This window comes from Nocardioides gilvus (assembly GCF_003194605.1).
Classification (GTDB): Bacteria; Actinomycetota; Actinomycetes; order Propionibacteriales; family Nocardioidaceae; genus Nocardioides; species Nocardioides gilvus.
The window spans coordinates 1-25,639 of the sequence record NZ_QHKY01000006.1; the positions used below are offsets into that span (position 1 = coordinate 1).

Consider the following 25,639-nt stretch of genomic DNA (forward strand, 5'->3'; position numbering starts at 1 on the left):
CGAAAGGGAAACACCCGGTCCCATCCCGAACCCGGAAGTTAAGCCTTTCAGCGCCGATGGTACTGCGATGGAGACGTCGTGGGAGAGTAGGACGCCGCCGGACCTACTTTGAAGAAGAGGCACCACACACAGTGTGGTGCCTCTTCTGCATTTCAGCCTGCAGTCATCAGCCTCCAGTCACTTGCCTGAGGTCCGCCTTGATGGCGTCGAGACGGCCCGCTGCGGCAATGCGGGCGGCGTCGACCCCGTCCTCGGGGTCCACCGGTGTGACGACCTCGAGATAGCACTTGAGCTTGGGTTCCGTGCCACTCGGTCGAACGATCACGTGCGCTCCCTCCGCCAAGGTGTAGCGCAGCCCATCAGTGGGGGGCAGGTCCCCGCGGGGCCGGGATAGGTCCTCGATCTCCTCGACCGAAAGACCGCCCAGGGCGGTGGGGGGAGACGTACGCAGGGCTGCCATCGCGGACCTGATCGCCGTGGGGGCCTCGAAGCGTACGGAGAGTTGGTCGGTCGCGTGGTGTCCGTGTGCCAGGGCCAGGTCGTCCAGCAGGTCGCGGAGCGTCCGGTCCCGAGCCTTGGCGTCGGCCGCGATGCTGCACAACAGCAGGAGTGCTGACACTCCGTCCTTGTCCCGCACGTGGGCGGGGTCGACGCAGTACCCGAGTGCCTCTTCGTAGCCATAGACCAGGTCATCCACGCGACTGATCCACTTGAATCCCGTGAGCGTCCTGGCACTCGGTTGACCGGCAGCTGCCGCCATCTTGGACAGGAGTGACGAGGAGACGATGGAGGTGGCGTACGTTCCTTGCACCCCGTTCGCGAGCAGGTGCTGGGCCAGGAGCGCCCCGACCTCGTCGCCGCGCAGCATCTGCCAACCATGGGGGCCGGCGACGGCAGCGGCGCAGCGGTCCGCGTCGGGGTCGTTGGCGACCACGAGATCGGCCCCGCACTCCATCGCCAACTGCATCGCGAGGTCGAGTGCTCCCGGCTCCTCCGGGTTGGGGAACCGTACGGTGGGAAAGTCGGGGTCGGGCGCGAACTGGGCCTGGACGACGTGGGGTGGGGTGAAGCCAGCGTCCTCGAGCACGCGCAGGACGGTCTCGCCGCCGACGCCGTGGAGCGGTGTGTAGACAACGGAGAGTTCCCGGGAACCCGCTGCAGCGACGGCGACCACCGCGCTCAGGTAGCGCTCGATCACCGCTTCTGGCACGAACTCCGCGGTTGTCGCCCGTGGGATCGCCGTGAGCGCTCCGACGTCAGCGATCCTCGCGGCGATCTCGCGGTCGGTGGGGGCGGCGATCTGGCTCCCGTCGCGCAGGTACACCTTGTAGCCGTTGTCGCCCGCCGGGTTGTGGCTTGCCGTCACCATCACGCCAGCCACGGCCGCCAGGTCGCGGACCGCGTACGCCAGCAGGGGAGTGGGGAGCGGGCGTGGCATCAGCAGCGCCCGAAGCCCGGCGCCCGCGACGACCTCGGCGGTGTCCTGGGCAAAGGTGTGGGAGTGGTGCCGGGCGTCGTAACCGATGACGACGATGTCGTGTGCCCCTGCCCCGGCGCCCTGCAGGTGCGCGACCAACCCAGCAGCTGCACGCTGGACGACGGAGCGGTTCATCCGGTGGGGTCCGGCCCCCATGGCCCCGCGCAGTCCGGCGGTGCCGAACTCGAGCGGGCCACCGAAGCGGTCGGTCAGTTCAGCGGTGGCGTCCGGGTCGCCCGCCCTGGCCGCGACCAGGAGGGCGTCCAGTTCTGACCGCGTGCCTTCGTCGGGGTCCTCGTCGCGCCATCGTCCGGCGCGGTCGAGCAGGTCGTCGTGACAGGGCTCTGCGCCTTGGTCCATGCAGGCACCGTATCGCCGGAAGCTCTCCAGAGGCGGAAATGCACTCGAGGCCGGCCCCGGTGGGGCCGACCTCGAGGCGAGTGGTGGTGGGGGATCAGCCGAGCGCAGCCAGGGCGGCGTCATAGTCGGGCTCGGTGGTGATCTCGTCGACGAGCTGGACGTACGTCACCGTGCCGTCGGTGTCGACGACGATGACCGAGCGAGCGAGCAGTCCCGCCATCGGGCCGTCCGTCATGGTGACGCCGTACGTCTGACCGAAGTCGGAACGGAAGGCCGAGCCGACCACGACGTTGTCGATGCCTTCGGCTCCACAGAAGCGGGCCTGGGCGAACGGCAGGTCGGCCGAGACGTTGAGCACGACGGTGTTGTCGAGGTCGCCCGCGACCTCGTTGAACCTGCGCACGCTCTCGGCGCAGATGCCTGTGTCGACGCTCGGGAAGATGTTGAGCACGACGCGCTTGCCGGTCTGGTCGGCGTCGGTCAGGTCCGAGAGACCGGCACCGACGAGCTGGTAGGCCGGGGCCTGTGAGCCGACGGCCGGCAGGTCGCCGACGGTGTGGACGGGGTTGCCCTTGAATGCAGTGATAGCCATGGCCACATCCTTGCAGCCCCGTGGTCGGGTGTCAGGGTCACTCTCCCGACACCAGCTTCGCCAAGGTCAGCGCCGGTAAGGGTCAGCGTCGGTAGGCGGCCAAGTCCTGTCCCAGCTCCTGGAAGACGGCCTGATTGTGGCGGAAAGCTGTGAGGACCTCGTCGACGGCGCCAGCACGCTGGCCCTCGTCGAGCGGCAGCCCGTCGAGGCGAGCGCGGTAGTCGTCCTTGTAGAGCTTCGCCTTGATGTCCGCGAAGTGGTACATCGCCAGACCTGCACCGTCGAGGGCGAAGGTGCGTTCGAGAATGCGACCGATGGCCAACCCGCCGGAGAGATCACCCAGGTACCGGGTGTAGTGGTGAGCCACCAGTCGCTCCGGGGCCTCGGCGGCAGCTGCGTGGATGCGCGCGGCGTACGCGGTGGCGGCCTCGTGCTTGCAGAGGTTCTCCTCCGGCGCACCGGTACTGAGCGCCTCGATGTCGGCCTCGATGCAGCCGAGACGCTCCAGAGCCGGGTCGTGCATGGCCGCGACCAGCGGTTCGGCGGCGTACCGGCGTGCCACTTCCTCCAGCGCCGCGTACACCAGACGCAGCGACTTGAGGTAGCTGACGTAGCCCGCCAGATTGACCTTCCCCTTCATCAGGTCATCGATGAAGGTGCTGGCCTCGGTCTCGCGGTGCAACTCCAGAGAGCCCTGCTTGAAGGCGGTCGACAGAGGAACTTCGGTGGCGGTTTCAGTGATGCTCATTGGCTGCTCTCGGGGAAAGGACGGGATTGTTTAGGTAACCCTAACTCATGTTAGCCTTACCTAACTAGGTACTCAGTGTACATCCTATATCTCTCTCGCCGCGCGCAGGTTTGGAGCTTCAATGTCAGGGTCACGCCCCGTCCGGGTCGGTGCTGTGGTGCTCCTTGGTGCGCTGGCGATCGCGGGATGTGGGGCCGCCGGCCCGGGAATCGAACGTGGTGACCCAGTTGAAGGTGTCGCTGCCCCCGCCATCTCCGCGGTGACCCCCGCCAAGGATCCGCGCGCCTGGCAGGGCGTTGTCAGCCCGACGATCGACGACGACACGATCGACGCGGTGGCCACCGAGCCGACCCCGCAACTGCCTGCCACGTTGAAGGACGCGCAGGGGACTGTGGTCACGGTCAGTGATGTCTCGCGCGTGCTCGCGCTCGACCTGCACGGCACTCTCTCGCGCACGGTCCACGAGCTGGGCATGGGGAAGAGTCTGGTCGGCCGCGACCTCTCCACCCAGTTCGAACCGGCGGTCGACCTGCCCCTCGTCACGGGGCAGGGGCACAGTCTCACCGCCGAGGCGATCCTCGAGCTGGATCCGACCCTGATCATCACCGACAGCTCGCTCGGCCCGTGGGACGTGGTCCTGCAGATGCGCGAAGCCGGGATCCCCGTCGTGGTCGTCAACTCCGACCGCAACCTCGACAACGTCTCTGAACTCACCGAGATGACTGCAGCTGCCATGGGTGTGCCCGAGGCAGGTGTTCTCCTTGCCGAGCGGACCCAGAGGGAGATCGACGCCGTCCGCGCCGACATCGCCGAGGTGGCGCCCGCCGACGAGAACGCCCGGTTGCGCACGATCTTCCTCTACGTACGCGGCAGTGCGGGCGTCTACTACATGTTCGGCAAGGGCTCCGGTGCGGACGACCTGATCGACTCCGTAGGGGCCTACGACGTCGCCGACGAGATCGGCTGGGCAGGGATGCGTCCGGTGACCGCGGAGGGTCTGATCGCGGCCTCTCCCGAACTCGTCGTGATGATGACCGGCGGCCTCGAGTCCACCGGGGGTGTCGAGGGCCTCCTGGAGAAGCTGCCGGCCCTGGCCAACACCCCCGCCGGTCGCAACGAACGCTTCGTCGCTGTCGACGACTCCTTGGTCCTGGGCTACGGCCCGAACACGGCCGAGGTGCTGAACGCCCTGGCGGTGGCGGTGCACGCACCACAGGAGTTGCAGTGAGTGTGACCCTGCCGCTGCCGGCCACCAGTTCCAATCGACGGATCGTCCTCGGCGTCCTCGGCGTCCTGTTGCTGGGCTCCGCCCTCCTTGCCGCAGGCACCGGTCAGTTGCACATCCCGGCCAGCGAGGTCATCGGCTCGGTGATGCACAAGGTCGGGATCGGCTGGGGCACGTTGCCCAGTCACCCCCAGGGCGACGCGACCCTGTGGCAGGTGCGTTTTCCCAGGCTCGTGATGGCTGCCCTGGTCGGTGCTGCCCTCGGCACGGCGGGCGCCGTCATGCAGGGCGTCTTCGGCAACCCGCTCGCCGAGCCTGGCGTGGTCGGGGTCTCCTCGGGTGCTGCGGTGGCCGCGGCCGCCGTGATCGTCTTCGACTGGGCGTTCGTGGGTCAGTGGACGATCGCGCTGGCCGCCTTCGTCGGGGGACTGGTCACCACGTTCGCCGTCTACCTGCTCTCCCGCGACGCGGGGCGTACGGAGGTGGTCACGCTGGTCCTCACCGGCGTTGCCGTCAACGCGATGGCTGGGGCTGCGCTCGCCTTTCTGATGTTCGCCGGCGACACCCAGGCACGCGAGGAGATCGTCTTCTGGCAGATGGGCAGCCTCAACGGCGCCCGCACCGAGCAGGTGTGGGTCACCCTGCCGATCGCCGCGGTGGGGATCGTGGGCGCGACCCTGATCGCCCGCAAGCTCGACCTCTTGGCCCTGGGTGACAAGGCTGCGCGCCATGTGGGTGTCGACGTCGAGAGGTTGCGGGTCGTGGCGATCGTGGTGGTCGCTGTGCTCACTGCCGCGGCGGTCGCCTTCGCCGGGGTCATTGCCTTCGTGGGCCTGATCATCCCGCACCTGATGCGGATCATCGTGGGCCCGGGACACCGCGCCCTGGTGCCTGCGAGCGCCCTCGGCGGTGCCCTGCTGCTCGTGCTCGCAGACCTGTGGGCGCGTACGGCCATCGCCTACGCGGACCTGCCGATCGGGATGCTGACCTCCCTGGTCGGTGGCCCCATCTTCTTCTGGCTGCTGCGCCAGGCCCGGCGCAACGCAGGTGGGTGGGCGTGATGACCTCGAAGGACAGCGCCCCCGCACCCGCCCTGCGCGCGCAAGGGGTCTCGTACGCGATCGGCGACGCCCAGATCCTGCGCGAGGTCGATCTGGACGTCCGTCACGGTGAAGTGGTGGCGCTGGTCGGACCCAACGGTGCCGGCAAGTCCACGCTGCTCTCCGTCCTGGCCGGCGACGTGGAGCCGGACGCCGGGGTCGTGGAGCTGGACGGTGTGCAGTTGCACGGACAGCGCCCGGAGGCGCTGGCTCGCCAGCGAGCGGTCCTGCTGCAGCGCCAGGGGCTGGCCTTCGGTTTCAGGGTGCGTGAAGTCGTGGAGATGGGACGGTCAGTGTGGCGTCGGGACGAGCGCGCCGTGCTGGACGAGAAGGTGATCGAGGAGTCGATGGAGATCGCCGACGTGTCGCACCTGGCCGCCCGAGTGGTCCCGACGCTGTCCGGTGGTGAGCAGGCCCGTGTCTCGTTCGCGCGACTGCTGGCCCAGGACGTCGAGATCCACCTCCTCGACGAGCCCACCGCCGCGCTCGACATCAAGCACCAGGAGGCGGTGCTGAGTCAGGCGCGCGACAGCGCCCGGCGCGGTGCGGCGGTCGTGGTCGTGCTCCACGACCTGAGCCTCGCCGCTGCCTACTCCGACCGCGTCTGCGTGCTCGCCGGGGGGCAGGTGCGGGCGACCGGTACGCCCGACGAGGTGTTGACCGGCGAGCTGCTGAGCGAGGTCTACGAGCACCCGGTCGAGGTCCTCAACCACGCCGGCACCCTGCTCGTGGTCCCAGTGCGTCGTGGAGTGCGCAGCGGAGTGCTCAGTCGAGAGACGAAGGAGTCGTCATGTCCGGTCCTGCACTGAGCGCCCGGGTGGCGGCGCTGGTCGTGCTCGCATCCGCAGCCCTCACCGGAATGGCCGCAGGGCCGGCCCAGGCTGCGGGGGGCGTCACGGTCGACGCCGCCGGGCAGGGTGCGGTCATCGACTCGACCTACTCGACCGAGCTTCGCGTACGTGGCTCCGGTTTCCAGTCGATCAAGGGAGGTCACGGCGGTGTCTACGTCTGGTTCGGCACCGTCAACGGCAAGTGGCAACCCAGCAAGGGCGGTCAGTCGGGGGTGAACTACGTCTACGTGCCGGACAAGGAATCGAAGGACAACGCTGGCTTCCAGCGGTACGTGGCCTTCCCCGGGTCCTCGACGGCGTCGGCCGCGAACGGCGGTGTGATGAGCGGCAAGGGCGCGTGGGAGGTACGACTGATGGTGCCCGGTCCTGAGTTCGAGGCCGTGGGGCGCAACGGTGAGATCACTCGGGTCGACTGCCGCAAGGTGACGTGCGGGGTCATCACCATCGGCGCGCACGGCGTGAAGAACGCCAACAACGAGACCTTCACCCCGGTTGAGCTCGGCGACCTCTCGGAGACCGGCGCCGTGGAGAAGCCCGACACCTCTGGGACCAGGGGTTCCGGGGCAGGTGGGGCGGGGGCAGCCGTGCCCCGAACAGATGCAGCTCCGGCAGGCTCCGGGGTCACCGAGTCCGGTTCCGGTGACCGGACTGGGGTCGAGCGGGGTGCGACGGGTCCCAGGGCGGCGAAGAAGGGTCCGGCGGAGCTGAGCGTCGACCATGCAGCCGCGTTCGTCGGCCGCGCGATGTCCTTCGCGGTCACCGGCCTCACGCCCGGGGAACAGTTCACCGCCGTGCTCGACGACGGACTCGCTGCTGCCGGTCCCTTCGTCGCCGGCGATGACGGGGGCGCCAGCGGCCTGATCGGCCTCCCTGCCTCGACCGAGCCGGGGACCCACGAGCTGCGCCTCTACGGTGCGAGCAAGGAGGTCTCGATGAAGTTCGGGGTCGCGGCAGATCCCGGGCTCGAGACGGTCAGCGTGCGGGAGTCCGACGAGCAGCAGGTCGCGGCCTTGGTCTTTGCCGTCGTCGCGGCCGTGATCTTCTTGAGCGCGCTCTTCGTGACGATTCGACGGACCAGGAGGGGGCGTCGTGCGCGGGCGTGAGTGGAGAGCCGTCCTGGCTTCCCTCGTCCTGGCCTCCCTCGTCCTGGCCTCCGCCGGGGTGTGCACCGTGGCGCTGGGAGCCGCGGCTGTCCCCGCAGTGGTCGCCCAGACAGGAACCCCAGCTCCGTCGCCCAGCGAAGCGCCGCAGGAGTCCGGAGTCCGGAGGGTTGATGACGCCGTCTTCGCCTGGTCGATCAGTCAGCAGAGCAACGCGCAGTCGCACAACCCGCTGACGAACAACTTCCTCTCCGCAGGCGCAGCCGACCCCGGTCGTGGCGGCATGGTCCTGTCCAGTCGCAGGTGGTCCGCACAGACGGACCACGTGGAGATCCAGAAGGTCGACGCTGCGGGGACCTGGCGGCAGGCGACCTGGGAAGGGCTCGGGACCGACGCCAACGGCACCCCCATCGGCCTCTACGGCCCGTTCAGCGGTCACCGCGTACGGATCACGCACGGCAGCGGGACCCTGGACCCTGGGAACGACGACGCCACCGTGCAGTGGCGAGGGACCTTCACGGTCGTCTACTACGGAGGCAACACCGTCTTCACCCTCACGGACCCGAAGCTCACCGTCACAGGTGGGGTCGGTCGCCTCACCGCCACCGGTGGCGGCTGGGCCTCGGACAGGTTCGACCCCACGGTCTGGGAAGCGGTCGAGCCTCGAGAAGTGCCGGTCGTCGAACTGCGTGACGTCGACGTCACCGAGACCGGGCTCGAGGTCACCCCCGGTTACCGGGGTGTGCCGGTGACGGGTCCAGAGAGCCAGGTGCGTTCTGGAGCTGACTGGGGCTCCTTCCCGCAGGAGTTCGTGAGCTTTCTCGAACCGATGGGGGCTTCACAGTTCTGGTACTCCACGGGTCTCCAGTCCGACTGGACCAAGCTGCCGCAGCCGATTGCCGTGGGATGGCAGGGCGCTGAGCCCGAGAGCCCGCGGTCCACGACCCCCGCGCCCACCCAGACCCCGCAGAACCCGGTCAAGACGGCGCCACCCGTTTCGACGGCTCGGCCGACGCCGGCGCCGAGCAGCACGTCCGCTCCTCCTCCTTCGAAGCAACCGGACGTGCCGGTCCTCGCCCGCGCGGACTCTGCGCAGCCCCCACCCGCGCCCTCGTCGGGGAACCTGCCGCCCGGCGGCGGCTCGGACGAGCTCCTGGGTCAGGCTGCCTCCCCCCTCCAGGTCTCGTCCGTGGCGTCCGAAGCGGCCCCGCCGGCCACACCCCAGACCCTCTCCACCGCGTGGGCCGTGGGTGGTGCGCTGCTCCTCGCGGCCGCGCTTCTCCTGCTGGTGCCCACTGCTCCTCGTCGCCCCCGCCCTGACCGTCTCTGATCCATCTTGAAAGGAAACACATGAAGTCGCTCCTGCGCACCACCACCCGGGGCATCGCCGCCGGTGTGGCGGGTGTCCTCGTTGCTGGCACGGCGGCACTCGTCGCCGCTCCGGCCCAAGCCGCACCCGTCACCGGGGACCTCCAGTGGAATGTCTCCCAGCAGTTCGTCGAGCACTTGTTCTTCAGCAAGATGGGCCCCATGCCCGCCGCACCGACCGGCACCGTCTCCGGTGGGGCGACCCACACGGCGGGCGACCTGAGCACGGGCGCGGATGACTTCTTCACCTTCTCGGCCAGCGACGCCGTGGTGGCCGCCGACGGCACGGTCACGACCTCCTTCACCGGTTCGGTGCGGGGAGCCTTCGTGGCGGCGGGAGCCGAGCAGTACTCGGTGACCGTGGCGAACCCGGTGGTCGTGCTCGAGGCCGACGGTGACGGCGCCATCCGGGCAACCGTCTCCGGCTCCGTGGGCACGGACACCCCCACACCTGCCGCTGAGGTGACGGTTGCTCGCTTCACGGCAGCCACGACTGCTGATGGCGTCACCTCCGCCGTCCCGAACTGGGAGGGAGTGCTGGCAGCAGGCTCGGCCGAGGCAACTCGCCTGGGCATCACCAACCCGGCCCACCTCACCGGCGGAAAGTCCTTCCACCCTGACTTCCTCGGTGCGCTGGCCCCCGGCACCCTCGCCCACTTCCACAATTCGTCGGCGACTGCCGCGCAGGACCACAAGCGACCCGGCTCGTTCTCGTTCGCGGCTGACGAGGTGCTCGTCCCGACGATCGCCGCGACGGTCCTGCTCGAGGACCACGAGAAGGGCCTCAGCATCAAGGCCGAGGGCAGCGGCTTCACCGCCGTCACCAACCCGGGCGACGCCGGCGTCTACGTGGCGCTCGTCAAGGCGGGCACCACGATCGACTTCTCCGACCGCGCCTCCATGGGTGCCATCCCCGCGGTCGACTACGTCGTCCCCGGTCGTTTCCAGGGCGACCGCTTCGTGTCGGTGCTCAACGCACCCACCGAGAAGCTCGAGACGGGTGCCGACTACGTCATCGTCACCTGGCAGGCGCACACCCACTCGAACAGCACCCAGGACACCACCACCCCGGTGACCATTGACTGGTCGAAGTTCGTGGCGGGCACCCCCGCGAAGGTCGCTGCCAAGGCCGCGCTCCAGGTCACCAGGAAGGCGACGCTGAAGAAGACCGGCACGGCGACCGTGATCCTCACGGGTACCACCGCCAAGCCAACCGGCGACGTCACCGTCACCACCAAGGCTCCGGGCCTCTCCGGGACCGCGAAGAAGACGGTCAAGATCTCCAACGGCCGTGCGGTCGTCACCCTTCCCAGGGCGAAGAAGGGTGGCCGCTACACCGTCACCGCCACCTATGCCGGCGACACCCTCCACCAGGGCGCCGCTGAGCAGACCAAGAGCTTCGTCGTGAAGGCTGCCGCGAAGAGCACCGTGAAGGTCACCAGGAAGGCGACCACGAAGCGTGCGGGCAAGGCCCGCATCACCGTCACGGGCAAGACCACCGCCGGTGTCGCCAAGGCCCGCGGCAAGGTCAAGGTCACGATCCAGGCCCCGGGCAAGAAGGTCGTCAAGCGGACCGTCAAGCTCGCGAAGAGCGGCAAGGTCGTCGTCAAGCTGCCGAAGGCGGGCAAGAAGGGGACGTACCGGATCACCGTGAAGTACGTGGGCGACAAGAACTACACCGCCGCCAAGAAGAAGTCGGTTCGCCACAAGGTCCGCTGACCTCGAAGTGGATCGGCTGACCTGACTCGGTCGGCCCACGCAGCAGGGTCGGTGTCGTGAGGGCACCGGCCCTGCTGCCATGTCCGGGCGTATCCCCTGTCAGGGGGTGTCGAGAGCAGGTCGGTGGAACTGTTCCGTCGCGAACGGGCCACCGACGTACGCCCCCTCGATCTCGTCCTCGACGCGGCGGGGCAGCTGGTCCTCGTACGCCGCGGCGTCGTCCTGGGGTTCGTACCCCAGGGTCCGGCCCGGCTCCAGGTCCCACCAGGCGTCGCGGTTGGCGGAGATGCCGTACAGCACGGCGAAGCCCGGCGCCGGGGTCTCGAGGGCGGCAACGACCATGCGTACGCAGTCGGCGGGGGAGAGCCAGGTGGCCAGGTGGCGGCGGGTGAGTGGCTCGGGAAGGAACGAGCCGATCCGGCACGCGACCGCGTCGAGGCCGTGACGGTCGGCGTACAGACTCATCACTGCCTCCGCTGCGACCTTCCCGACCCCGTAGAAGGTGTCGGGTCGCGGGCGAGTGTCGACCCCGACGAGGTCGGCCCGTGGCGTACGCCCCACTGCGTGGTTGCTGGAGGCGTACACGAAGCGGGTCACCCGGTGCGTGACCATCGCGTCCAGCAAGGCAGCGGTGGTGACGACGTGGGAGGTCAGCGAACCGGGCAGGTCCAACTCGTCGGGGTGCCCGGCCAGGTGGACGACCGCGTCCAGGGGCTGCGCGGCGAAGACCGCCTCCACGGCATCGGGATCGGTGCAGTCGCCGAGGTGCCAGGGCACGTCCACCCCGTCGGGAGGTGAGGCCAGGTCGAAGCCCACCACCTCGTGACCAGCAGCGCTGAGCGACTCCACCACGACGCGCCCGATCGTGCCTGCAGCACCGCTGATGAGGATCTTCATGATCCAGATCCTAGGGTCAGATCCGGGGGAGGACCGCGCCGAGCAGCGCACCCATCCTGGTCGCCGCCGCATCGCCGGCCGCCAGGACTTCGTCGTGACCCAGCGGGGAGCCGCTGATGCCGGCCGCCAGGTTGGTGACCAGACTGATGCCGAGCACCTCCATGCCTGCCTGGCGGGCTGCGATCGCCTCCAGGGCCGTGGACATGCCGACCAGATGACCGCCGAGGGCGCGCACCATCGCGATCTCGGCGGGAGTCTCGTAGTGGGGACCGGGGAACTGCGCGTAGACGCCCTCGTCGAGCGTCGCGTCGACGTCGCGGCACATCGCGCGCAGTCGGGCGCTGTAGAGGTCCGTCAGGTCGATGAAGTCGGCTCCCTCGACGGGTGAGGTCGCGGTCAGGTTGAGGTGGTCACTGATCAGGACCGGGGTGCCGGGGGCCCACGACTCGCGGATGCCGCCGGCCCCGTTGGTCAGCACGACCGCGCGGCACCCGGCGGCGGCCGCGGTGCGGATCGGGTGGACGACGGAACGCACGCCCCGGCCCTCGTACAGGTGAGTGCGGAAGCAGAAGGCCAGCACTTGGGCCCCACCCACCTCGAGCGACAGGATGCTGCCCGCGTGGCCGGCGACCCCGGCCGCGGAGAAGCCGGGGAGTTCGGTGGCATTGACCTCGGCAACCCGCACACCCAACGATTCGATGGCCGGCAACCAGCCGGAGCCCAGCACCAGCGCGATGTCGTGGGACTCCACCCCGGTCCGGCGCCTGAGCTCGCTGGCGGCCCGCTCGGCCAGGTCGAACGGATTGCTCTCGGTCATGGGTGAACCCTAGGGCCGGTCGTTGCACCGAGTTGCCCCCTGGCGAAGGATGGGCGCGTGAGCGCCGACCGATTCAGAGCCAAGTTGCCGAACGTGAGCGATCGAATCACCGTCGTCGATCGCCTCCGGGTGGTGCGCAAGCGCTGGCGACTGCTCCTGCGGCTGGCCGGCGCGACCTCGGCCTCCTTCGCGATCGCCACCTACATCTTCGGCCACGAGCAGGCGTTCTTCGCACCCATCGCGGCGGTGATCGTGCTCCTGGCCGGGGTGGGGTTGCGCCAACGCATGCTCTTCGAACTGATCCTGGGGGTCGCGGTCGGCGTCCTGGTCGGCGAGTTGTTGATCCTCGGCATCGGTCGGGGCGTGTGGCAGCTGGCGTTGATCGTCGTGATCACCACGATCACGGCCAGCTTCGCCGGGCTCAAGGGCGTCGCGCTCACCCAGGCAGCGAACTCCGGGGTTCTGCTCGCCACCGTCATCCCGGTGGCGGGCGCAGCGAACCCAGCGGTCACCCGGTTCATCGACGCGTTGGTGGGGGGACTGTGCGCCGTGGCGATGATCCTGCTGCTGCCCCGCAACCCGACCCGGGACATCGCCCTGGAGGTGCGTCCGCTCCTGGTCGATCTGCAGGCGGTGCTGCGGGACGTGGCGCGAGCGATGCGTACGTCCGACCCGGCGCTCGCCCATGCGAGCCTGACCCGGGCCCGCGGGTTGCAGAATCAGATCAACTCCGCGATGAACACCGCCGCCAATGTCCGGGAGGTGGCGGTGATGTCACCGGTCCGCTGGCGACAACGCCCCGAGGTGGAGCGCTACGCCGGGGTCCTCACCGACGTGGACAACGCGATCCGCGACGCCCGTGTCCTGGCCCGGCGGGTCTCGACCATGATGCGTCTGGGGGAGCAACCCGGGGAGCAACTGACCTCTGCGGTCGAGCAGCTCGCTCACGGCATCGGCGTGTTCCAGGACGGGTTGGCCCAGCCGTCCGAGCGAGCCCACGGCGAGGAGGCGCTCATCGAGTCGGTGCGCATGGCGATGGAGGCACTGACCGGGGAGATGACGCTGAACCGGGCCGCGGTCGCCGCCCAGATCCGGTCGCTGGCGGCCGACATGCTCTTCGCCAGCGGGATGACGCGCGACGAGTTGGACGTACGCCTGCGTTTCTGACCCTCTGGCGCCCGCGGGGTCGGCTCAGTGGCCGATCGACCTGCAGGGTCGCCCGCGCAGCTGGGTCAGGTAGTCGCTGGGCGCACCGGCGGCCTCGGCGGAGTCCGCCAGGACACCCAGATTCAGGGCGCTCGGCAGACCCCCCTCGTACGCGTCGAGCACGTAGGTCCAGGCCAGGACCTCGCCGGAGAGCGCAGCGACCCGCACCCGGGTCTTGAGGTAGAGACCGGTGTCGGCGCCCTCCCAGGCATCGAGGGCGCTCACGTCCTCGTCGGTGAGGTCGTACAACGCCACGAAGACCTGGTCGATGGGGTCCTGCACGATCGTGACCAGGGCTCCGTCCCAGCCGTGCTCCTCGCCGCCGAAGGTGAGGCGCCAGCCGGTGAGCCATCCGGTGCTGTGCAAGGGGGAGTGGGGGCAGCGCTCGCCCATGCGTCGAGGGTCCAGGTTCGTCCCGTAGGCGGCGTAGAGCGTCACAGAACCAGAGGGTAACGACTCCGGATGGGAAGTTGGTGGGCGCAGGGCCTAAACTCGGTCTCGTGACTGACTCCGCGACTCACTTTGACGTTGTTGTCCTCGGCGCCGGCCCCGGCGGGTACGTCGCCGCGATCCGCGCCTCCCAGCTCGGCAAGAAGGTCGCCGTGGTGGAGAAGCAGTACTGGGGCGGTGTGTGCCTCAACGTCGGCTGCATCCCCTCGAAGGCGCTGCTCAAGAACGCCGAGCTCTCGCACGTCCTCACCCACGACAAGGCCAAGTTCGGCATCGAGGGTGACGCGACGATGAGCTACGGCCCGACCCACAAGCGGTCGCGCCAGGTGAGCGCCGGCATCGTCAAGGGCGTCCACTTCCTCATGAAGAAGAACAAGATCACCGAGGTCGACGGCTGGGGCACGATCACCGCGCCGAACTCGGTCGACGTCGCCATGAACGACGGCTCCACCAAGACCCTGACCTGCGACGACCTGATCATCGCCACCGGCGCCACCGTGCGGCTGCTGCCCGGCATCGAGGTCTCCGAGAACGTCGTCACCTACGAGGAGCAGATCCTCGACGCCGAGCTCCCCTCGTCGATCGTCATCGGTGGCTCCGGCGCGATCGGCGTCGAGTTCGCGTACGTCATGAAGAACTTCGGTGTCGACGTCACCATCGTCGAGTTCGCCGACCGGATGGTCCCGGCCGAGGACGCGGACGTCTCCAAGGAGCTCCTCAAGCACTACAAGAAGCTCGGTGTGAAGGTGCTCCTCTCGACGAAGGTCGAGAAGGTCGAGGACACCGGCTCCGGCGTCAAGGTCACCGTGAGCCCCGCCGCGGGCGGCGACTCGGAGGTCATCGAGGCCGACAAGATGCTGGCGGCCTTCGGTTTCGCCCCGCGCATCGAGGGCTACGGCCTGGAGAGCATCGGTGTCGCCACCGAGCGCGGCGCCATCACCGTCGACGCCCGCGGTCGCACCAACGTCGACCGGGTCTGGGCGATCGGTGACGTCACCGGCAAGATGATGCTGGCCCACGTCGCCGAGGCCATGGGCATCGTCACCGCCGAGACCATCGCGGACGTCGAGACCATGGAGATCGACTTCGACATGATCCCGCGGGCCACCTACTGCCACCCGCAGATCGGCTCCTTCGGCTACTCCGAGCAGCAGGCCAAGGACAAGGGGTACGACGTCAAGACCTCGACCTTCCCGTTCGCGGCCAACGGCAAGGCCGCCGGGCTCGGTGACACCACCGGATTCGTCAAGGTGGTGGCCGACGCTAAGTACAACGAGATCCTCGGCGCCCACATGATCGGCCCGGACGTGACCGAGCTGCTGCCGGTGCTGACCATGGCCCAGCGCTTCGACCTCACCGCCGACGAGGTGAGCCGCAACGTCTTCGCCCACCCCACGCTGACCGAGGCCGTGAAGGAAGCGGTCGAGGGCATCGCCGGCCACATGATCAACTTCTGATCGAGACGGGCGAGCGTGAGGGGACACCGGACATGAATCGCGTCGTCATCATCGGTGGTGGCCCCGGAGGTTACGAGGCGGCCCACGTCGCCGCCCAGCAGGGCGCCGACGTGGTGGTCGTCGACAGTGACGGCATCGGCGGTTCGGCCGTCCTCACGGACTGCGTGCCGAGCAAGACCCTGATCGCGGCCGCCGAGGTGATGAGCGACGTCGCCCGCGCGATCGACCTCGGCATCACTTACCACGACGACGACACCGCGTCCCTGTCCCACATGCAGGTCGACCTGGCGCGGATCAACGCCCGGGTCAAGACCCTCGCCGGCGAGCAGTCGAGCTACATCACCGACAACCTCGAGCGGGACGGCGTACGCGTCGTCCGGGGCAGGGGCCGACTCGACGGCGCCGGCCGCGTCGTGGTCACCCTCAACGAGGGCGGCACCGAGACGCTGGAGGCCCCCACGGTCCTCGTCGCAACCGGTGCGGCACCGCGGACGCTTCCCACCGCCCAGCCCGACGGTGAGCGGATCCTGACCTGGGAGCAGGTCTACGACCTCGACGAGGCGCCGGAGTCCTTGGTCGTCGTCGGTTCCGGTGTCACCGGGGCCGAGTTCGCCTCGGCCTACCTGGCCCTCGGCATCCCGGTCACCCTCGTGTCGTCACGCGACCGGGTGCTCCCCGGTGAGGATGCCGACGCCTCGGCCGTCCTCGAGGAGGTGGCCCGACGCCGCGGCATGACCGTGCTCTCCAAGTCACGGATGCAGTCGGTGGTCCGCGACGGTGAGCGGGTCACGGTGACATTGACCGACGGTCGTACGGTCTCCGCGTCGCACTGCATCCTGGCGCTGGGATCGATCCCGAAGACCTCCGACCTCGGGCTGGAGGAGGCCGGCGTCGTGCTCGACGACGGCGGCTTCATCAAGGTCGACCGGGTCTCACGCACCAGCGCGCGTGGCATCTACGCGGCCGGGGACTGCACCGGTGTGCTGATGCTCGCCTCGGTGGCTGCCATGCAGGGACGGATCGCCATGTGGCACCACTTCGGTGACGCGGTGACGCCGCTCGACCTCAAGAAGGTCTCCTCCAACGTCTTCACCTCGCCCGAGATCGCCACGGTCGGCGTGACCCAGCAGGCGGTCGACGCGGGCAAGGTCGAGGCCGAGGTCGTGATGCTGCCGCTGGCCGGCAACGCCCGAGCCAAGATGCAGGGTGTCCAGGACGGCTTCGTGAAGCTCTTCTGCCGCCCGGGCACCGGCGTGGTGATCGGCGGCGTCGTGGTCGGTCCCAAGGCCAGCGAGCTGATCCACCCGCTGGCGGTCGCCGTGTCCGAGTCGTTGACCGCGGACTCGATGGCGAAGGTCTTCACGGTCTACCCGTCGATGAGTGGCTCCCTGGCCGAGGCAGCCCGTCGGCTGCACCACGTCGACGACGACAAGTTCTTCTAGTCCGTCCAGTTCTCTGGTGGTGAGCCGTCCCGGGCGAGGACCACGAGAAGATCGCCGCCCGCGACCGTCCGGGGGTCCTCGAAGGAGATCTCGGCGACCCTCCCCGCACGCGGCGCCGTGATCGGCGCCTCCATCTTCATCGCCTCCAGCAGCGCCACCACCTCACCGGCGCCGACCGTGTCACCGGGCCGGACGAGGATCGTCACGAGGCCGTGGAACGGTGCCCGGACCGAGGTCTGCGACGGGAGGTCGGCGGGGTGCGGGAGCATGGAGACAGGCTAGTCGGGCCGGGGCCGGTGCCCTCACGAACTACCGCGTTGTAGTTCAACTGATGACGTTGTCCGCCGCCGCGGACTGTGTTGGACTCGTAGATGACCTCACTGGTCACACCAGACACACCCCTTCCCCACGGAGTTTCGTATGCTGCACCGCGCCCACCGATCTAAGTGGCTCTCCGCAGCCGTGCTCTCTGCCGTGGGGGCCTCCTTGCTCTCCCCGTCCCCGGCCTCGGCCGCGGACGTGGTGCCCGTGCCCAAGGACGCCCAGATCACGATCGACGGCCACGGATTCGGCCATGGCAAAGGGCTCTCGCAGCACGGCGCCCGAGGTGCCGCGCGCGAGGGGCTGGGTTACCGCGAGATCGTCAAGTTCTACTACCCCGGCACGTCGTGGGGCACCGTGCGTGGCCACGTGAGCGTCCACATCACCGCTGACACGACCGACAGCGTCGTCGTACGGCCGCGTTCCCGGCTCAAGGTGCGCGACATCGTGGGCAAGAAGGTGTACTCGCTGCCCGACAACGGGGCCGGCAAGTGGCGGATGACGGCGAGGTCGCAGAACCGCACGAGCGTGGCCTTCAAGGTGAAGGGCAAGCCGTGGAAGCGCTGGAAGCTCTTCAAGGGCGACGCCCAGTTCGGCGCCACCAACCGGCCGATCACCCTGATGATGCCCAAGGGGCGTGAGGTCGCCTACCGCGGCATCCTCCGTTCGGCGTCCTCGGGCGTCGGCAGGGCCCGTGACACCGTGAACGTCGTGACCATGGAGCACTACCTGCGCGGTGTCGTGCCGCTCGAGATGCCCGCGTCCTGGAACGCCGAGGCGGTGCGCTCCCAGGCCATCGCGGCACGGACGTACGCCACCTTCGAGCGCTCGAACCCGCTCGCCAGGCACTACCAGATCTGCGACACCACCCAGTGCCAGGTCTACGGCGGGGCAAGCGCCGAGAACCCGCTCTCCGACGCGGCCATCAAGGCCACGTCCCGCGAGATCCTCACCTACCAGGGCAAGCCCGCCTTCACCCAGTTCTCCTCCAGCAGCGGCGGCTGGACGGCGCCGGGGAGCATGCCCTACCTGGTCGCCAAGGAGGACCCGTACGACGACTGGCCGGGCAACACCGTCCACTCGTGGAAGTACGAGACCACCGCGGCCAAGCTGGAGAAGGTCTGGCCCCAGCTGGGCGACCTCGAGCGGATCACGGTGACCAAGCGCAACGGCCACGGCGACTGGGGCGGTCGGGTCCTCAACCTGACCCTGGTGGGCAGCAAGACCAAGGTGCGCATCACAGGTGATGAGATGCGCTTCGCGCTGGGGCTGCGGTCCAACTGGTTCAGGTTCACCGTCAAGGAGTCGAAGAGCTCCGGGGCGACTCGGCGCTGACCAGCCCCTCGCCGCCCGACCGGCCACGTGAGTGACCGGTCGGGCGGATGGGCGTGGCTCCTTCAGGCGCCGCGGGCGATCGCCTGCCCGGCGGCACGCCCGGAGAAGATGCACCCGCCCAGGAACGTGCCCTCCAGCGCGTTGTAGCCGTGCACCCCGCCGCCACCGAAGCCCGCGACCTCGCCAGCGGCGTACAGACCCGGGATCGGCGTCCCGTCGGCGGCCACGCACTGGCTGTCGAGGTTGGTCTCCAGCCCGCCCAGGCTCTTGCGCGACAGGATGTTGAGGCGGACGCCGATCAGCGGGCCGTGGGCCGGGTCGAGGATCGCGTGGGGCTTCGCGACGCGGATGAGCTTGTCGGTGCGTGACTTGCGCGCATTGGCCATCACCATCAGCTGGACGTCCTTGCCGAACGCGTTGCCGAGCTCGCGGTCGCGCGCCTCGATCTGACGCTGGACCGTGTCGAGGTCGAGCTCCGGGCCGCGGGAGATCTTGTTCATCCCGGCGACCAGGTCGGGCAGGTTGTCGGCGACGATGAAGTCCTCGCCGAACTGCTTGAAGTTCTCCACGGGGCCCGGCGCTCCCTTCGCCAGACGCGACTGGAGCATGAACTTGATGTCCTTGCTGGTGATGTCGGGGTTCTGCTCGGAGCCCGACAGCGCGAACTCCTTCTCGATGATCGACTGGGTCAGGATGAACCACGAGTAGTCGTGACCGGTGCTGAGGATCTGCTTCATGGAGCCGACGGAGTCGGCACCGGGCACCCCGGACATCCCCTGGAGTCGCCGGCCGTGGGCGTCGAACCACATCGACGAGGGCCCGGGCAGGATCCGGATGGCGTGGTCGGGCCAGACCGGGTCCCAGTTGTGGATGCCCTCGACGTAGGCCCACATCCGGTCGCGGTTGACGATGGTGGCCCCTGACGACTCGGTGATCGCGAGCATGCGACCGTCGACGTGGGCAGGCACTCCGCTGATCATGTGCTCCGGGGCAGACCCCACCCGGTCAGTGGGCCACTGGGCCCGCATCAGGGCATGGTTGTGGCCGATTCCACCCGAGGTGACCACGACCGCCGGGGCCCGAAGTTCGAAGTCGCCGACCGCGTCGCGATTCGACTTCACTCCCCGCTCGCTGCTGTCGGGAGCCAGTGACGTCCCGCGTACGCCGACGACGGCGCCATCCTCGACGACCAGCTCGTCGACCTGGTGCCGGAAGCCGAAGCGTACGAGCCCTTGGGCCTCCGCGGCCTCGACCGGCTCGCGGAAGATGCGTACGACCTCCGGGCCCGTGCCCCAGGTCAGGTGAAATCGGGGCACGGAGTTGCCGTGACCGTCGGCCCGTCCGTCACCACGCTCGGCCCATCCCACGAACGGTAGGGACTTCAGGCCGAGGTCGTGCAGGTAGTCCCGCTTGGTCCGGTGGGCAAACTCCAGGTAGGCCTTCGCCCAGCGCTGGGGCCAGAAGTCCTCGCCGCGTCCGGGACCGTCGGTGCCGTCTCCGAGCCGGTCGAACTGGGCGGAGCCCTGCCAGTCCTGCCAGGCGAGCTCGGGGGAGTCGGTGATCCCCATGCGCCGCTGCTCGGGGGAGTCGACGAAGAACAATCCACCCAGGGACCACCACGCCTGGGCGCCGAGGTTGTTGCGGTTCTCCTGGTCGAGGACCAGGACCTTCTTCCCCGCCTGGGTCAGCTCATGGGTGGCGACGAGCCCGGCGAGCCCGGCCCCCACCACGATCGCGTCGGGGACGAAACCGTCGTTCGCCTTCACGGGTGACTCGGTCATCAGGGCTCCTCAGGAGGTGTGTAGCGGTGGACGATCATGTCGGCGAGCAGCCACAGCGCCCTCTCGACGGTGCGACCGGGGGTGGCTTCGGAGGTCGGGTCGAGGGAGGAGAAGGCGAGACCGTCGAGGAAGTTCACGACGATGCTCAGCAGCGGAGCCCGCTCGGCCTCGGGCAGGCGATCCCCCCAGAGCTCTGCCGCAGTGGCGAGCATCTGGTGCTGCAACGTGAGTCGGGCCGGCACCATCGCCTCGCGCAGTTGTGCGTCGGAGCGCGCAGCGACGAGCAACTCGCGCCAGGTCTGGTGGGTGGGGGAGAACACGATGCTGCGCAGGTGGCCGAGCATCTGGGTGACCTCGTCGGCACCCGTGACGGGCTCGTCGACGAGGTCACGGAAGCGGGCCACCTCCGCCTCGGCCACGTGCTCGGCCGTCGCGACCAGCAACGCCTGACGGGTGGGGAAGTGTCGGAAGAGTGCGCCCTGGCTGACCCCGGCCTCGGCGCAGACGGCCGCCGTGGAGGTGGCGGCGTATCCGCGCTCCACCAGGCAGGTGACCGTCGCTGCCAGCAGTCGGGAGATGGTGGCGTCGCGCCGCTCGGCCTGCGTACGGCGGGGCAGGGGCGCGGTCACGCAGGCGAACGTAACATAGAAAGCGAGTGCTTGCTATGTGCGTACGTCGGGCAAATGCGAGAAGGGCCGGCCCCGTGGGGGAGCGGCCCTTCGCGGGTGACGTACGTCAGTCCTTGAGCTCGCAGATGACCTCGCCGTTGCCGACGGTGGCACCGACCTCGGCGCTCAGACCGGTCACGGTGCCGGCCTTGTGCGCCTTGAGGGGCTGCTCCATCTTCATCGCCTCCATGACGACGATGACGTCGCCCTCGGCGACCTCCTGGCCCTCGGTGACGGCGACCTTGACGATGGTGCCCTGCATCGGGGATGCAACAGAGTCGCCCGAGGCAGCCGAACCGGCCTTCTTGGCAGCCCGCTTCGGCTTCTTGGCTCCAGAGGCGGCGCCGCTGCCGAGACCACCGAGACCGGCGGGCAGGACGACCTCGAGGCGACGACCATCGACCTCGACGGTCACCTTCTGGCGCTCGCCGGCTTCTTCGGCCTCACCCGTCTCGCCGCCGTAGGGCGCGATGTCGTTGACGAAGTCGGTCTCGATCCACGTGGTGTAGACGCCGAACGAGCCCTCGCCGGACTTGTTCGAGGAGCCGACGTAGGCCGGCTCGTCGAGCACCTTCTCGAAGAAGGGGATGATCGTCGGCATGCCGTCGACCCGGAACTCGGCGAGCGCGCGCTTGGAACGGGCAATCGCCTGGGTGCGGTCCTTGCCGCTGACGATCAGCTTGGCGACCAGTGAGTCGAACGCGCCCGGGATGGTCTCGCCCTTCTCGTAGCCGGAGTCCAGACGGATGCCGGGGCCGCTCGGCGGGGCCCACTCGGTCAGGGTGCCGGGGGCCGGCATGAAGTTGCGGCCAGCGTCCTCGGCGTTGATCCGGAACTCGATCGAGTGACCCTTGATCTCGGGGTCGTCGTAGCCGAGCTCCTCGCCCGCGGCGATGCGGAACATCTCCTGGACCAGGTCGATGCCGGTGACCTCCTCGGAGACGCAGTGCTCCACCTGGAGGCGAGTGTTGACCTCGAGGAAGGAGATGGTCCCGTCGGCAGCGACCAGGAACTCGCAGGTGCCGGCGCCGACGTAGCCGGCCTCCTTGAGGATCGCCTTGGAGGACTCGTAGAGGCGGGTCACCTGGTCGTCGGTCAGGAAGGGCGCGGGGGCCTCCTCGACGACCTTCTGGTGGCGACGCTGCAGCGAGCAGTCGCGGGTCGAGATGACCACGACGTTGCCGTGCTGGTCGGCCAGGCACTGGGTCTCGACGTGGCGCGGACGGTCGAGGAACTTCTCGACCAGGCACTCGCCACGGCCGAAGGCGCCGACGGCCTCGCGCACGGCGGACTCGAACAGCTCGGGGATCTCCTCGAGGGTGCGGGCGACCTTGAGGCCACGGCCGCCACCGCCGAAGACTGCCTTGATGGCGATCGGCAGACCGAACTCCTTGGCCAGGGCGACGACCTCGTCGGCGTCCTGGACCGGGTCCTTGGTGCCGGGAGCCAGGGGCGCGTTCGCCTTCTGGGCGATGTGCTTGGCCTTGGCCTTGTCGCCGAGCGCCTCGATGGCGTCGGGGGAGGGACCGATCCAGATCAGTCCGGCGTCGATGACGGCCTGGGCGAACTGCGCGTTCTCGGCGAGGAAGCCGTAGCCGGGGTGGACCGAGTCGGCTCCGGACTTCTTGGCGACCGCGATGATCTTCTCGATGTCGAGGTAGGACTCGGCGGGGGTCGAACCACCCAGCGAGTGGGCCTCGTCGGCGAACCGCACGAAGAGCGCGTCACGATCGGGCTCGGCGTAGACGGCGACGGAGGCGATGCCAGCGTCCTTGGCCGCGCGGATGACGCGTACTGCGATCTCACCGCGGTTGGCGATGAGGACCTTCTGCAGGGGCTTGATCTCGGGCACGAACTCTCCTCGACTACCTTTCTGGGGGCATGCGTCGCGCACGCCAGTTGTCGATTGTATGGCGCTTGGCGGGGGCGTGATGACGAGGGTTCGGGGACTGGGCGCCCGCCGCCCCTGACAGCTCGGACACGGGTCCGGTCAGGTGCCTCCGTGGCGGCTCGTTCTCCCGGCGAGGGGTCAGGCGAGCGACGAGCCACCGCTGGACGGGGCGCATCACGAGGCCGTACGCGATCCCGACACCGAAGGAGGCGAGGAGCGCCAGCCACGGGTGGCCGGCGTCCTCGAGCGGCGGGTAGACCTGCCAGTGGGTGAGGTAGACGAACAGCGAGTACGTCGCCAGCGTCCCGCTGATGCGTACGAGGACCGGGGCGGCCCGTCGTGGGACCGGGATCCGCGGTGCCCACACCACCAGGGCGACGCCCACCACGATCACCCCCTCGCGGGCCGGGTCGCCGAAGAAGCCGACGGTCAGGACCGCGGTCAGTGCGGTCACCAACAGGCGCTGCCCGAGCGTCGTCGCGCGCGCGGCCACCCACCCCAGGACGAAGAAGAAGGCCACGACGCCGGTCGTGTACTTCTCCACGTTGCCGGCCTCGACGCCGACGACCGCGAAGCGTACGAGTGCGGCGACGGTCAGCACTGCCAGCGCGAAGCCGAAGGGAGACCGGCGTTCCCACCGGTGCGCCGCCGGCAGGGCGAGCAGGGCGGTCACGGTGAGCATGATCCAGGCCAGCGCCTCCAGGAACCACAGCTGCCAGCGCACGTCCCACGTCTCGGCGCCGAGCAGACCGTTGAGCAGCAGGGCCGTGGTGGCGTCGTAGCCCCCGGGCCAGAGGGCGACAACGCCCACCCAGACGACGGCCGGGACGAGGAGCTGAGCCACGGTCGTCAAGGCATGGCGGACCCGGGTGAGGCGAGCGGGCGTCGCGAGTTGGAAGCGCGCGAAGTTGTAGCCCGCCAGGGCCAGCAGCAGGTGCGCCCCTCCTTCCCAGCTGACTCGGTCGACGTGGCTGGCGACGATGGCGACGATGGCCAGGGCACGCAGCACGATCGTGGTGTCCAGGTGTGCGAGCCGCTGGGTGGGCCGCAGCTCCCCGCCCGTCGAGGGGCCTGAGGGTCGCACCTCGTCGTGAGGAGCGTCGGGGGTTGTGGCGGCGGCCGCGAGGTCGGCGAAGGTGAGGGTGTGCCAGTGCGCGGGCAACTGGCCCAGTCGGTCCTCGAGTTGCACCGTCAGCTCGACGTAGGACAGCGAGTCGCCGCCCAGCGCCACGAAGGAGTCGGAGCTGCGCGCATCGTCGCGACCCAGGACCCAGCCCGCGGTCGCGACGACCCACTCCTGCAGCGTCATCTCGGAACGGGCTCCGTCGCCGGGGGCGGCCGGCGCGGCGGGCGAATGACCCAGCGGGGACGACGCCTGCGACTCGTCGAGGGCGGCGAGCCGGTCGAGTGCCTGGCGATCGACCTTGCCGTTGAGGGTGCGGGGAAGTGCCGCCAGGACGTGCACCCGGACCTTGCGCGCGGGCAGCTGACAGGTCTGCGACACGGTGGCGGTCACGCTCCGGGCCACTTCGCGTGACGCAGCGGCCACGTCGCTGTGGGCCGCGGATCCAACGGTGAGGAACGCGTGCAGGTGGTCCTCGGTCCAGGTGAGCTCGGCGGGTGTGCCGCGGGCGGCCAGCTCTGCCTCGATCACCCCCAGGTCCAGGCGCAGGCCGAAGATCTTGGCGAAGCCACTGCGGCGGCCGACGACCTCGAACAGGCCGTCGCGCTCCCGGCCCAGGTCACCGGTGCGGAGGTCGGTGACCTCCGCCCCCCGGCCCAGGTCCTCGGGCCGCTCGGCGTACCCCATCATGACGTTGGGTCCGGTGTAGACGAGCTCACCCACCCCCGGTTGGTCGCTCTCCGGGACGGGCTCCACGCGCAGGTGCCCACCCGGGACCGCCTGCCCGATCGCGTGCGGGTGGCTGCCGGCCAGGTGCGGGGGCAGGTAGGCCATCCGTGCGGTGGCCTCGGTCTGCCCGTACATCACCACCAGGTCCCAGCCCTGCTCGGCGCCTCGTCCGGCCCATTCCCGGACCCGCTCGGGTGCCATCCGCCCGCCTGCCTGGGTGATCTGGCGCAGGGAATCGGGACGGCGCTCGTCGAAGCAGGCGGCGGCCAGCAGGTCGAAGGTGTAGGGGACGCCGGCGAACGAGGTCGCGCTGTGGGTGCGGGCCGCCTGCCAGAACTCGTCGTCGACGACGCTCGCCTCGGTGAGCACGAGCGAGCCCCCCGCGAGCAGGTGGCTGTGGACGACCGAGAGGCCGTAGCAGTAGTGCAGAGGGAGGCTGGTGAGGGCACGGCTGCCCGCCCCCAGCGCGAGGTAGTCGGCGATGGACTCGGCGTTGGCCGTCACGTTGCGGGCGCTGAGGCGCACGAGCTTGGGCGATCCGGTGGATCCGGACGTGCTGGACAGCAGCGCCAGGTCGGGATGGAGTGTGTGCGCCGAGGTGGCCCGGTGCACGACGTCGCCGTCGGCGGTGCACTCGATGTCCGGTCGGTACGCGGCCGCGATCGGATGGGGGGACCGATCTCTCCCGGTGTCGCCGTCACGTGGCGGGACGAGCAACGAGACGTGACCGTGCTCGAGGGCAGCCAGGTGGGCCACCAGGGCGTCCAGTCGATTGCCTCCCTCGACCAGCACCAGTCGGCGTTCGGGACCCCAGGAGTCGGCGCGAGCCGTCGTCAGGGCGGCGAGCTCGGCATGGGTGAGTCGCTGCCCGTCCGGGCCGAGGAGCGCGACCGCGTCGCCGTGCTGGCCCAGACGCAGCACTCGTCCCGGGGGGTGCACGTCCATGGGAACAGGGTAATTGAGGCCAGCCTTACCTCACTAA

21 protein-coding genes and 1 rRNA gene are annotated in these 25,639 nt (G+C 69.4%); 11 read left to right on the forward strand and 11 right to left on the reverse strand.

The genetic code is table 11. The features are described 5' to 3' along the window. A 5S ribosomal RNA gene (gene rrf / locus DNK52_RS14090) occupies positions 1–103 on the forward strand; the annotation flags it as partial. Between the two features lie 63 nt (positions 104–166). Here rrf and DNK52_RS14095 read toward each other — a convergent pair. The 3 genes from DNK52_RS14095 to DNK52_RS14105 all read right to left on the reverse strand — a co-directional run bounded on the left by DNK52_RS14095 (position 167) and on the right by DNK52_RS14105 (position 3,177). After that, positions 167–1,837 carry a phospho-sugar mutase gene (locus DNK52_RS14095; protein ID WP_110241680.1) on the reverse strand — a complete coding sequence of 557 codons (1,671 nt, stop codon included), beginning with the start codon at positions 1,835–1,837 and terminating at the stop codon, positions 167–169. 94 nt (positions 1,838–1,931) lie between these two features. Continuing rightward, positions 1,932–2,429, reverse strand: a complete 498-nt coding sequence (tpx, locus tag DNK52_RS14100) for a thiol peroxidase (protein ID WP_110241681.1) — start codon at positions 2,427–2,429, stop codon at positions 1,932–1,934. An 82-nt stretch (positions 2,430–2,511) separates the two neighbouring features. Continuing rightward, positions 2,512–3,177 (reverse strand): biliverdin-producing heme oxygenase, encoded by a 666-nt coding sequence (locus DNK52_RS14105; RefSeq protein WP_110241682.1) that lies wholly within the window; start codon positions 3,175–3,177, stop codon positions 2,512–2,514. Positions 3,178–3,298: 121 nt separating this feature from the next. Between DNK52_RS14105 and DNK52_RS14110 the strand changes: the two genes are divergently transcribed. The 6 genes from DNK52_RS14110 to DNK52_RS14135 are packed head-to-tail and all read left to right on the forward strand — an operon-like array spanning position 3,299 to position 10,540. Beyond that, positions 3,299–4,405, forward strand: coding sequence for a heme/hemin ABC transporter substrate-binding protein (locus DNK52_RS14110; RefSeq protein WP_110241683.1), 1,107 nt, complete (start codon positions 3,299–3,301; stop codon positions 4,403–4,405). Continuing rightward, entirely contained in the window at positions 4,402–5,463 is a 1,062-nt protein-coding gene (locus DNK52_RS14115) for a FecCD family ABC transporter permease (protein WP_110241684.1), read from the forward strand. The genes DNK52_RS14110 and DNK52_RS14115 overlap by 4 nt, the downstream gene beginning before the upstream one ends. Next, entirely contained in the window at positions 5,463–6,311 is an 849-nt protein-coding gene (locus tag DNK52_RS14120; protein ID WP_110241886.1) for a heme ABC transporter ATP-binding protein, read from the forward strand. The genes DNK52_RS14115 and DNK52_RS14120 overlap by 1 nt, the downstream gene beginning before the upstream one ends. Next, entirely contained in the window at positions 6,293–7,456 is a 1,164-nt protein-coding gene (locus DNK52_RS14125; RefSeq protein WP_110241685.1) for a hypothetical protein, read from the forward strand. Before DNK52_RS14120 ends, DNK52_RS14125 begins: the two co-directional genes overlap by 19 nt. Continuing rightward, positions 7,443–8,783, forward strand: a complete 1,341-nt coding sequence (locus DNK52_RS14130; RefSeq protein ID WP_110241686.1) for a hypothetical protein — start codon at positions 7,443–7,445, stop codon at positions 8,781–8,783. Before DNK52_RS14125 ends, DNK52_RS14130 begins: the two co-directional genes overlap by 14 nt. 20 nt (positions 8,784–8,803) lie before the next feature. Further along, positions 8,804–10,540, forward strand: coding sequence for an Ig-like domain repeat protein (locus tag DNK52_RS14135; protein WP_110241687.1), 1,737 nt, complete (start codon positions 8,804–8,806; stop codon positions 10,538–10,540). 99 nt (positions 10,541–10,639) lie between these two features. Here the strand turns inward: DNK52_RS14135 and DNK52_RS14140 are convergent, their stop codons facing one another. Both DNK52_RS14140 and DNK52_RS14145 read right to left on the reverse strand, forming a co-directional pair. Then, the gene (locus DNK52_RS14140) at positions 10,640–11,437 is read right to left on the reverse strand and encodes an NAD-dependent epimerase/dehydratase family protein (RefSeq protein WP_110241688.1); all 798 of its coding nucleotides are present in this window, start codon (positions 11,435–11,437) and stop codon (positions 10,640–10,642) included. A 16-nt stretch (positions 11,438–11,453) separates the two neighbouring features. Then, entirely contained in the window at positions 11,454–12,254 is an 801-nt protein-coding gene (locus DNK52_RS14145) for a purine-nucleoside phosphorylase (RefSeq protein ID WP_110241689.1), read from the reverse strand. A gap of 57 nt (positions 12,255–12,311) precedes the next feature. On the opposite strand from DNK52_RS14145, the gene DNK52_RS14150 reads away from it, so the two are divergent. Next, positions 12,312–13,421: an FUSC family protein gene (locus DNK52_RS14150; RefSeq protein ID WP_162598790.1), complete on the forward strand. Its 1,110-nt coding sequence runs from the start codon at positions 12,312–12,314 to the stop codon at positions 13,419–13,421. A gap of 24 nt (positions 13,422–13,445) precedes the next feature. Here the strand turns inward: DNK52_RS14150 and DNK52_RS14155 are convergent, their stop codons facing one another. After that, positions 13,446–13,898, reverse strand: coding sequence for a gamma-glutamylcyclotransferase family protein (locus tag DNK52_RS14155; RefSeq protein ID WP_110241691.1), 453 nt, complete (start codon positions 13,896–13,898; stop codon positions 13,446–13,448). 62 nt (positions 13,899–13,960) lie between these two features. Between DNK52_RS14155 and lpdA the strand changes: the two genes are divergently transcribed. Then, positions 13,961–15,367 (forward strand): dihydrolipoyl dehydrogenase, encoded by a 1,407-nt coding sequence (gene lpdA / locus DNK52_RS14160; RefSeq protein WP_204163560.1) that lies wholly within the window; start codon positions 13,961–13,963, stop codon positions 15,365–15,367. Positions 15,368–15,399: 32 nt separating this feature from the next. Further along, positions 15,400–16,809 (forward strand): NAD(P)H-quinone dehydrogenase, encoded by a 1,410-nt coding sequence (locus tag DNK52_RS14165; RefSeq protein ID WP_110241693.1) that lies wholly within the window; start codon positions 15,400–15,402, stop codon positions 16,807–16,809. Here the strand turns inward: DNK52_RS14165 and DNK52_RS14170 are convergent. Next, entirely contained in the window at positions 16,806–17,078 is a 273-nt protein-coding gene (locus DNK52_RS14170; protein ID WP_110241694.1) for an acyl-CoA carboxylase biotin carboxyl carrier protein subunit, read from the reverse strand. The two genes, DNK52_RS14165 and DNK52_RS14170, sit on opposite strands and share 4 nt — an antisense overlap. Before the next feature lie 151 nt (positions 17,079–17,229). On the opposite strand from DNK52_RS14170, the gene DNK52_RS16485 reads away from it, so the two are divergent. Then, complete coding sequence (locus DNK52_RS16485; RefSeq protein ID WP_110241695.1) at positions 17,230–18,465, forward strand: SpoIID/LytB domain-containing protein; 1,236 nt, start codon at positions 17,230–17,232, stop codon at positions 18,463–18,465. 62 nt (positions 18,466–18,527) lie between these two features. Here DNK52_RS16485 and DNK52_RS14180 read toward each other — a convergent pair whose 3' ends face one another. From DNK52_RS14180 to DNK52_RS14195, 4 genes are all read right to left on the reverse strand, one after another. Beyond that, positions 18,528–20,246 (reverse strand): FAD-binding dehydrogenase, encoded by a 1,719-nt coding sequence (locus DNK52_RS14180; protein ID WP_110241696.1) that lies wholly within the window; start codon positions 20,244–20,246, stop codon positions 18,528–18,530. Next, a complete protein-coding gene (locus DNK52_RS14185; protein WP_110241697.1) occupies positions 20,246–20,875 on the reverse strand; it encodes a TetR/AcrR family transcriptional regulator in 630 nt (209 codons plus the stop codon). Before DNK52_RS14185 ends, DNK52_RS14180 begins: the two co-directional genes overlap by 1 nt. A gap of 106 nt (positions 20,876–20,981) precedes the next feature. Then, positions 20,982–22,766 carry an acetyl/propionyl/methylcrotonyl-CoA carboxylase subunit alpha gene (locus DNK52_RS14190; protein WP_110241698.1) on the reverse strand — a complete coding sequence of 595 codons (1,785 nt, stop codon included), beginning with the start codon at positions 22,764–22,766 and terminating at the stop codon, positions 20,982–20,984. Positions 22,767–22,779: 13 nt separating this feature from the next. After that, positions 22,780–25,602, reverse strand: a complete 2,823-nt coding sequence (locus tag DNK52_RS14195; RefSeq protein WP_110241699.1) for an AMP-binding protein — start codon at positions 25,600–25,602, stop codon at positions 22,780–22,782. Positions 25,603–25,639 lie beyond the last annotated feature (37 nt).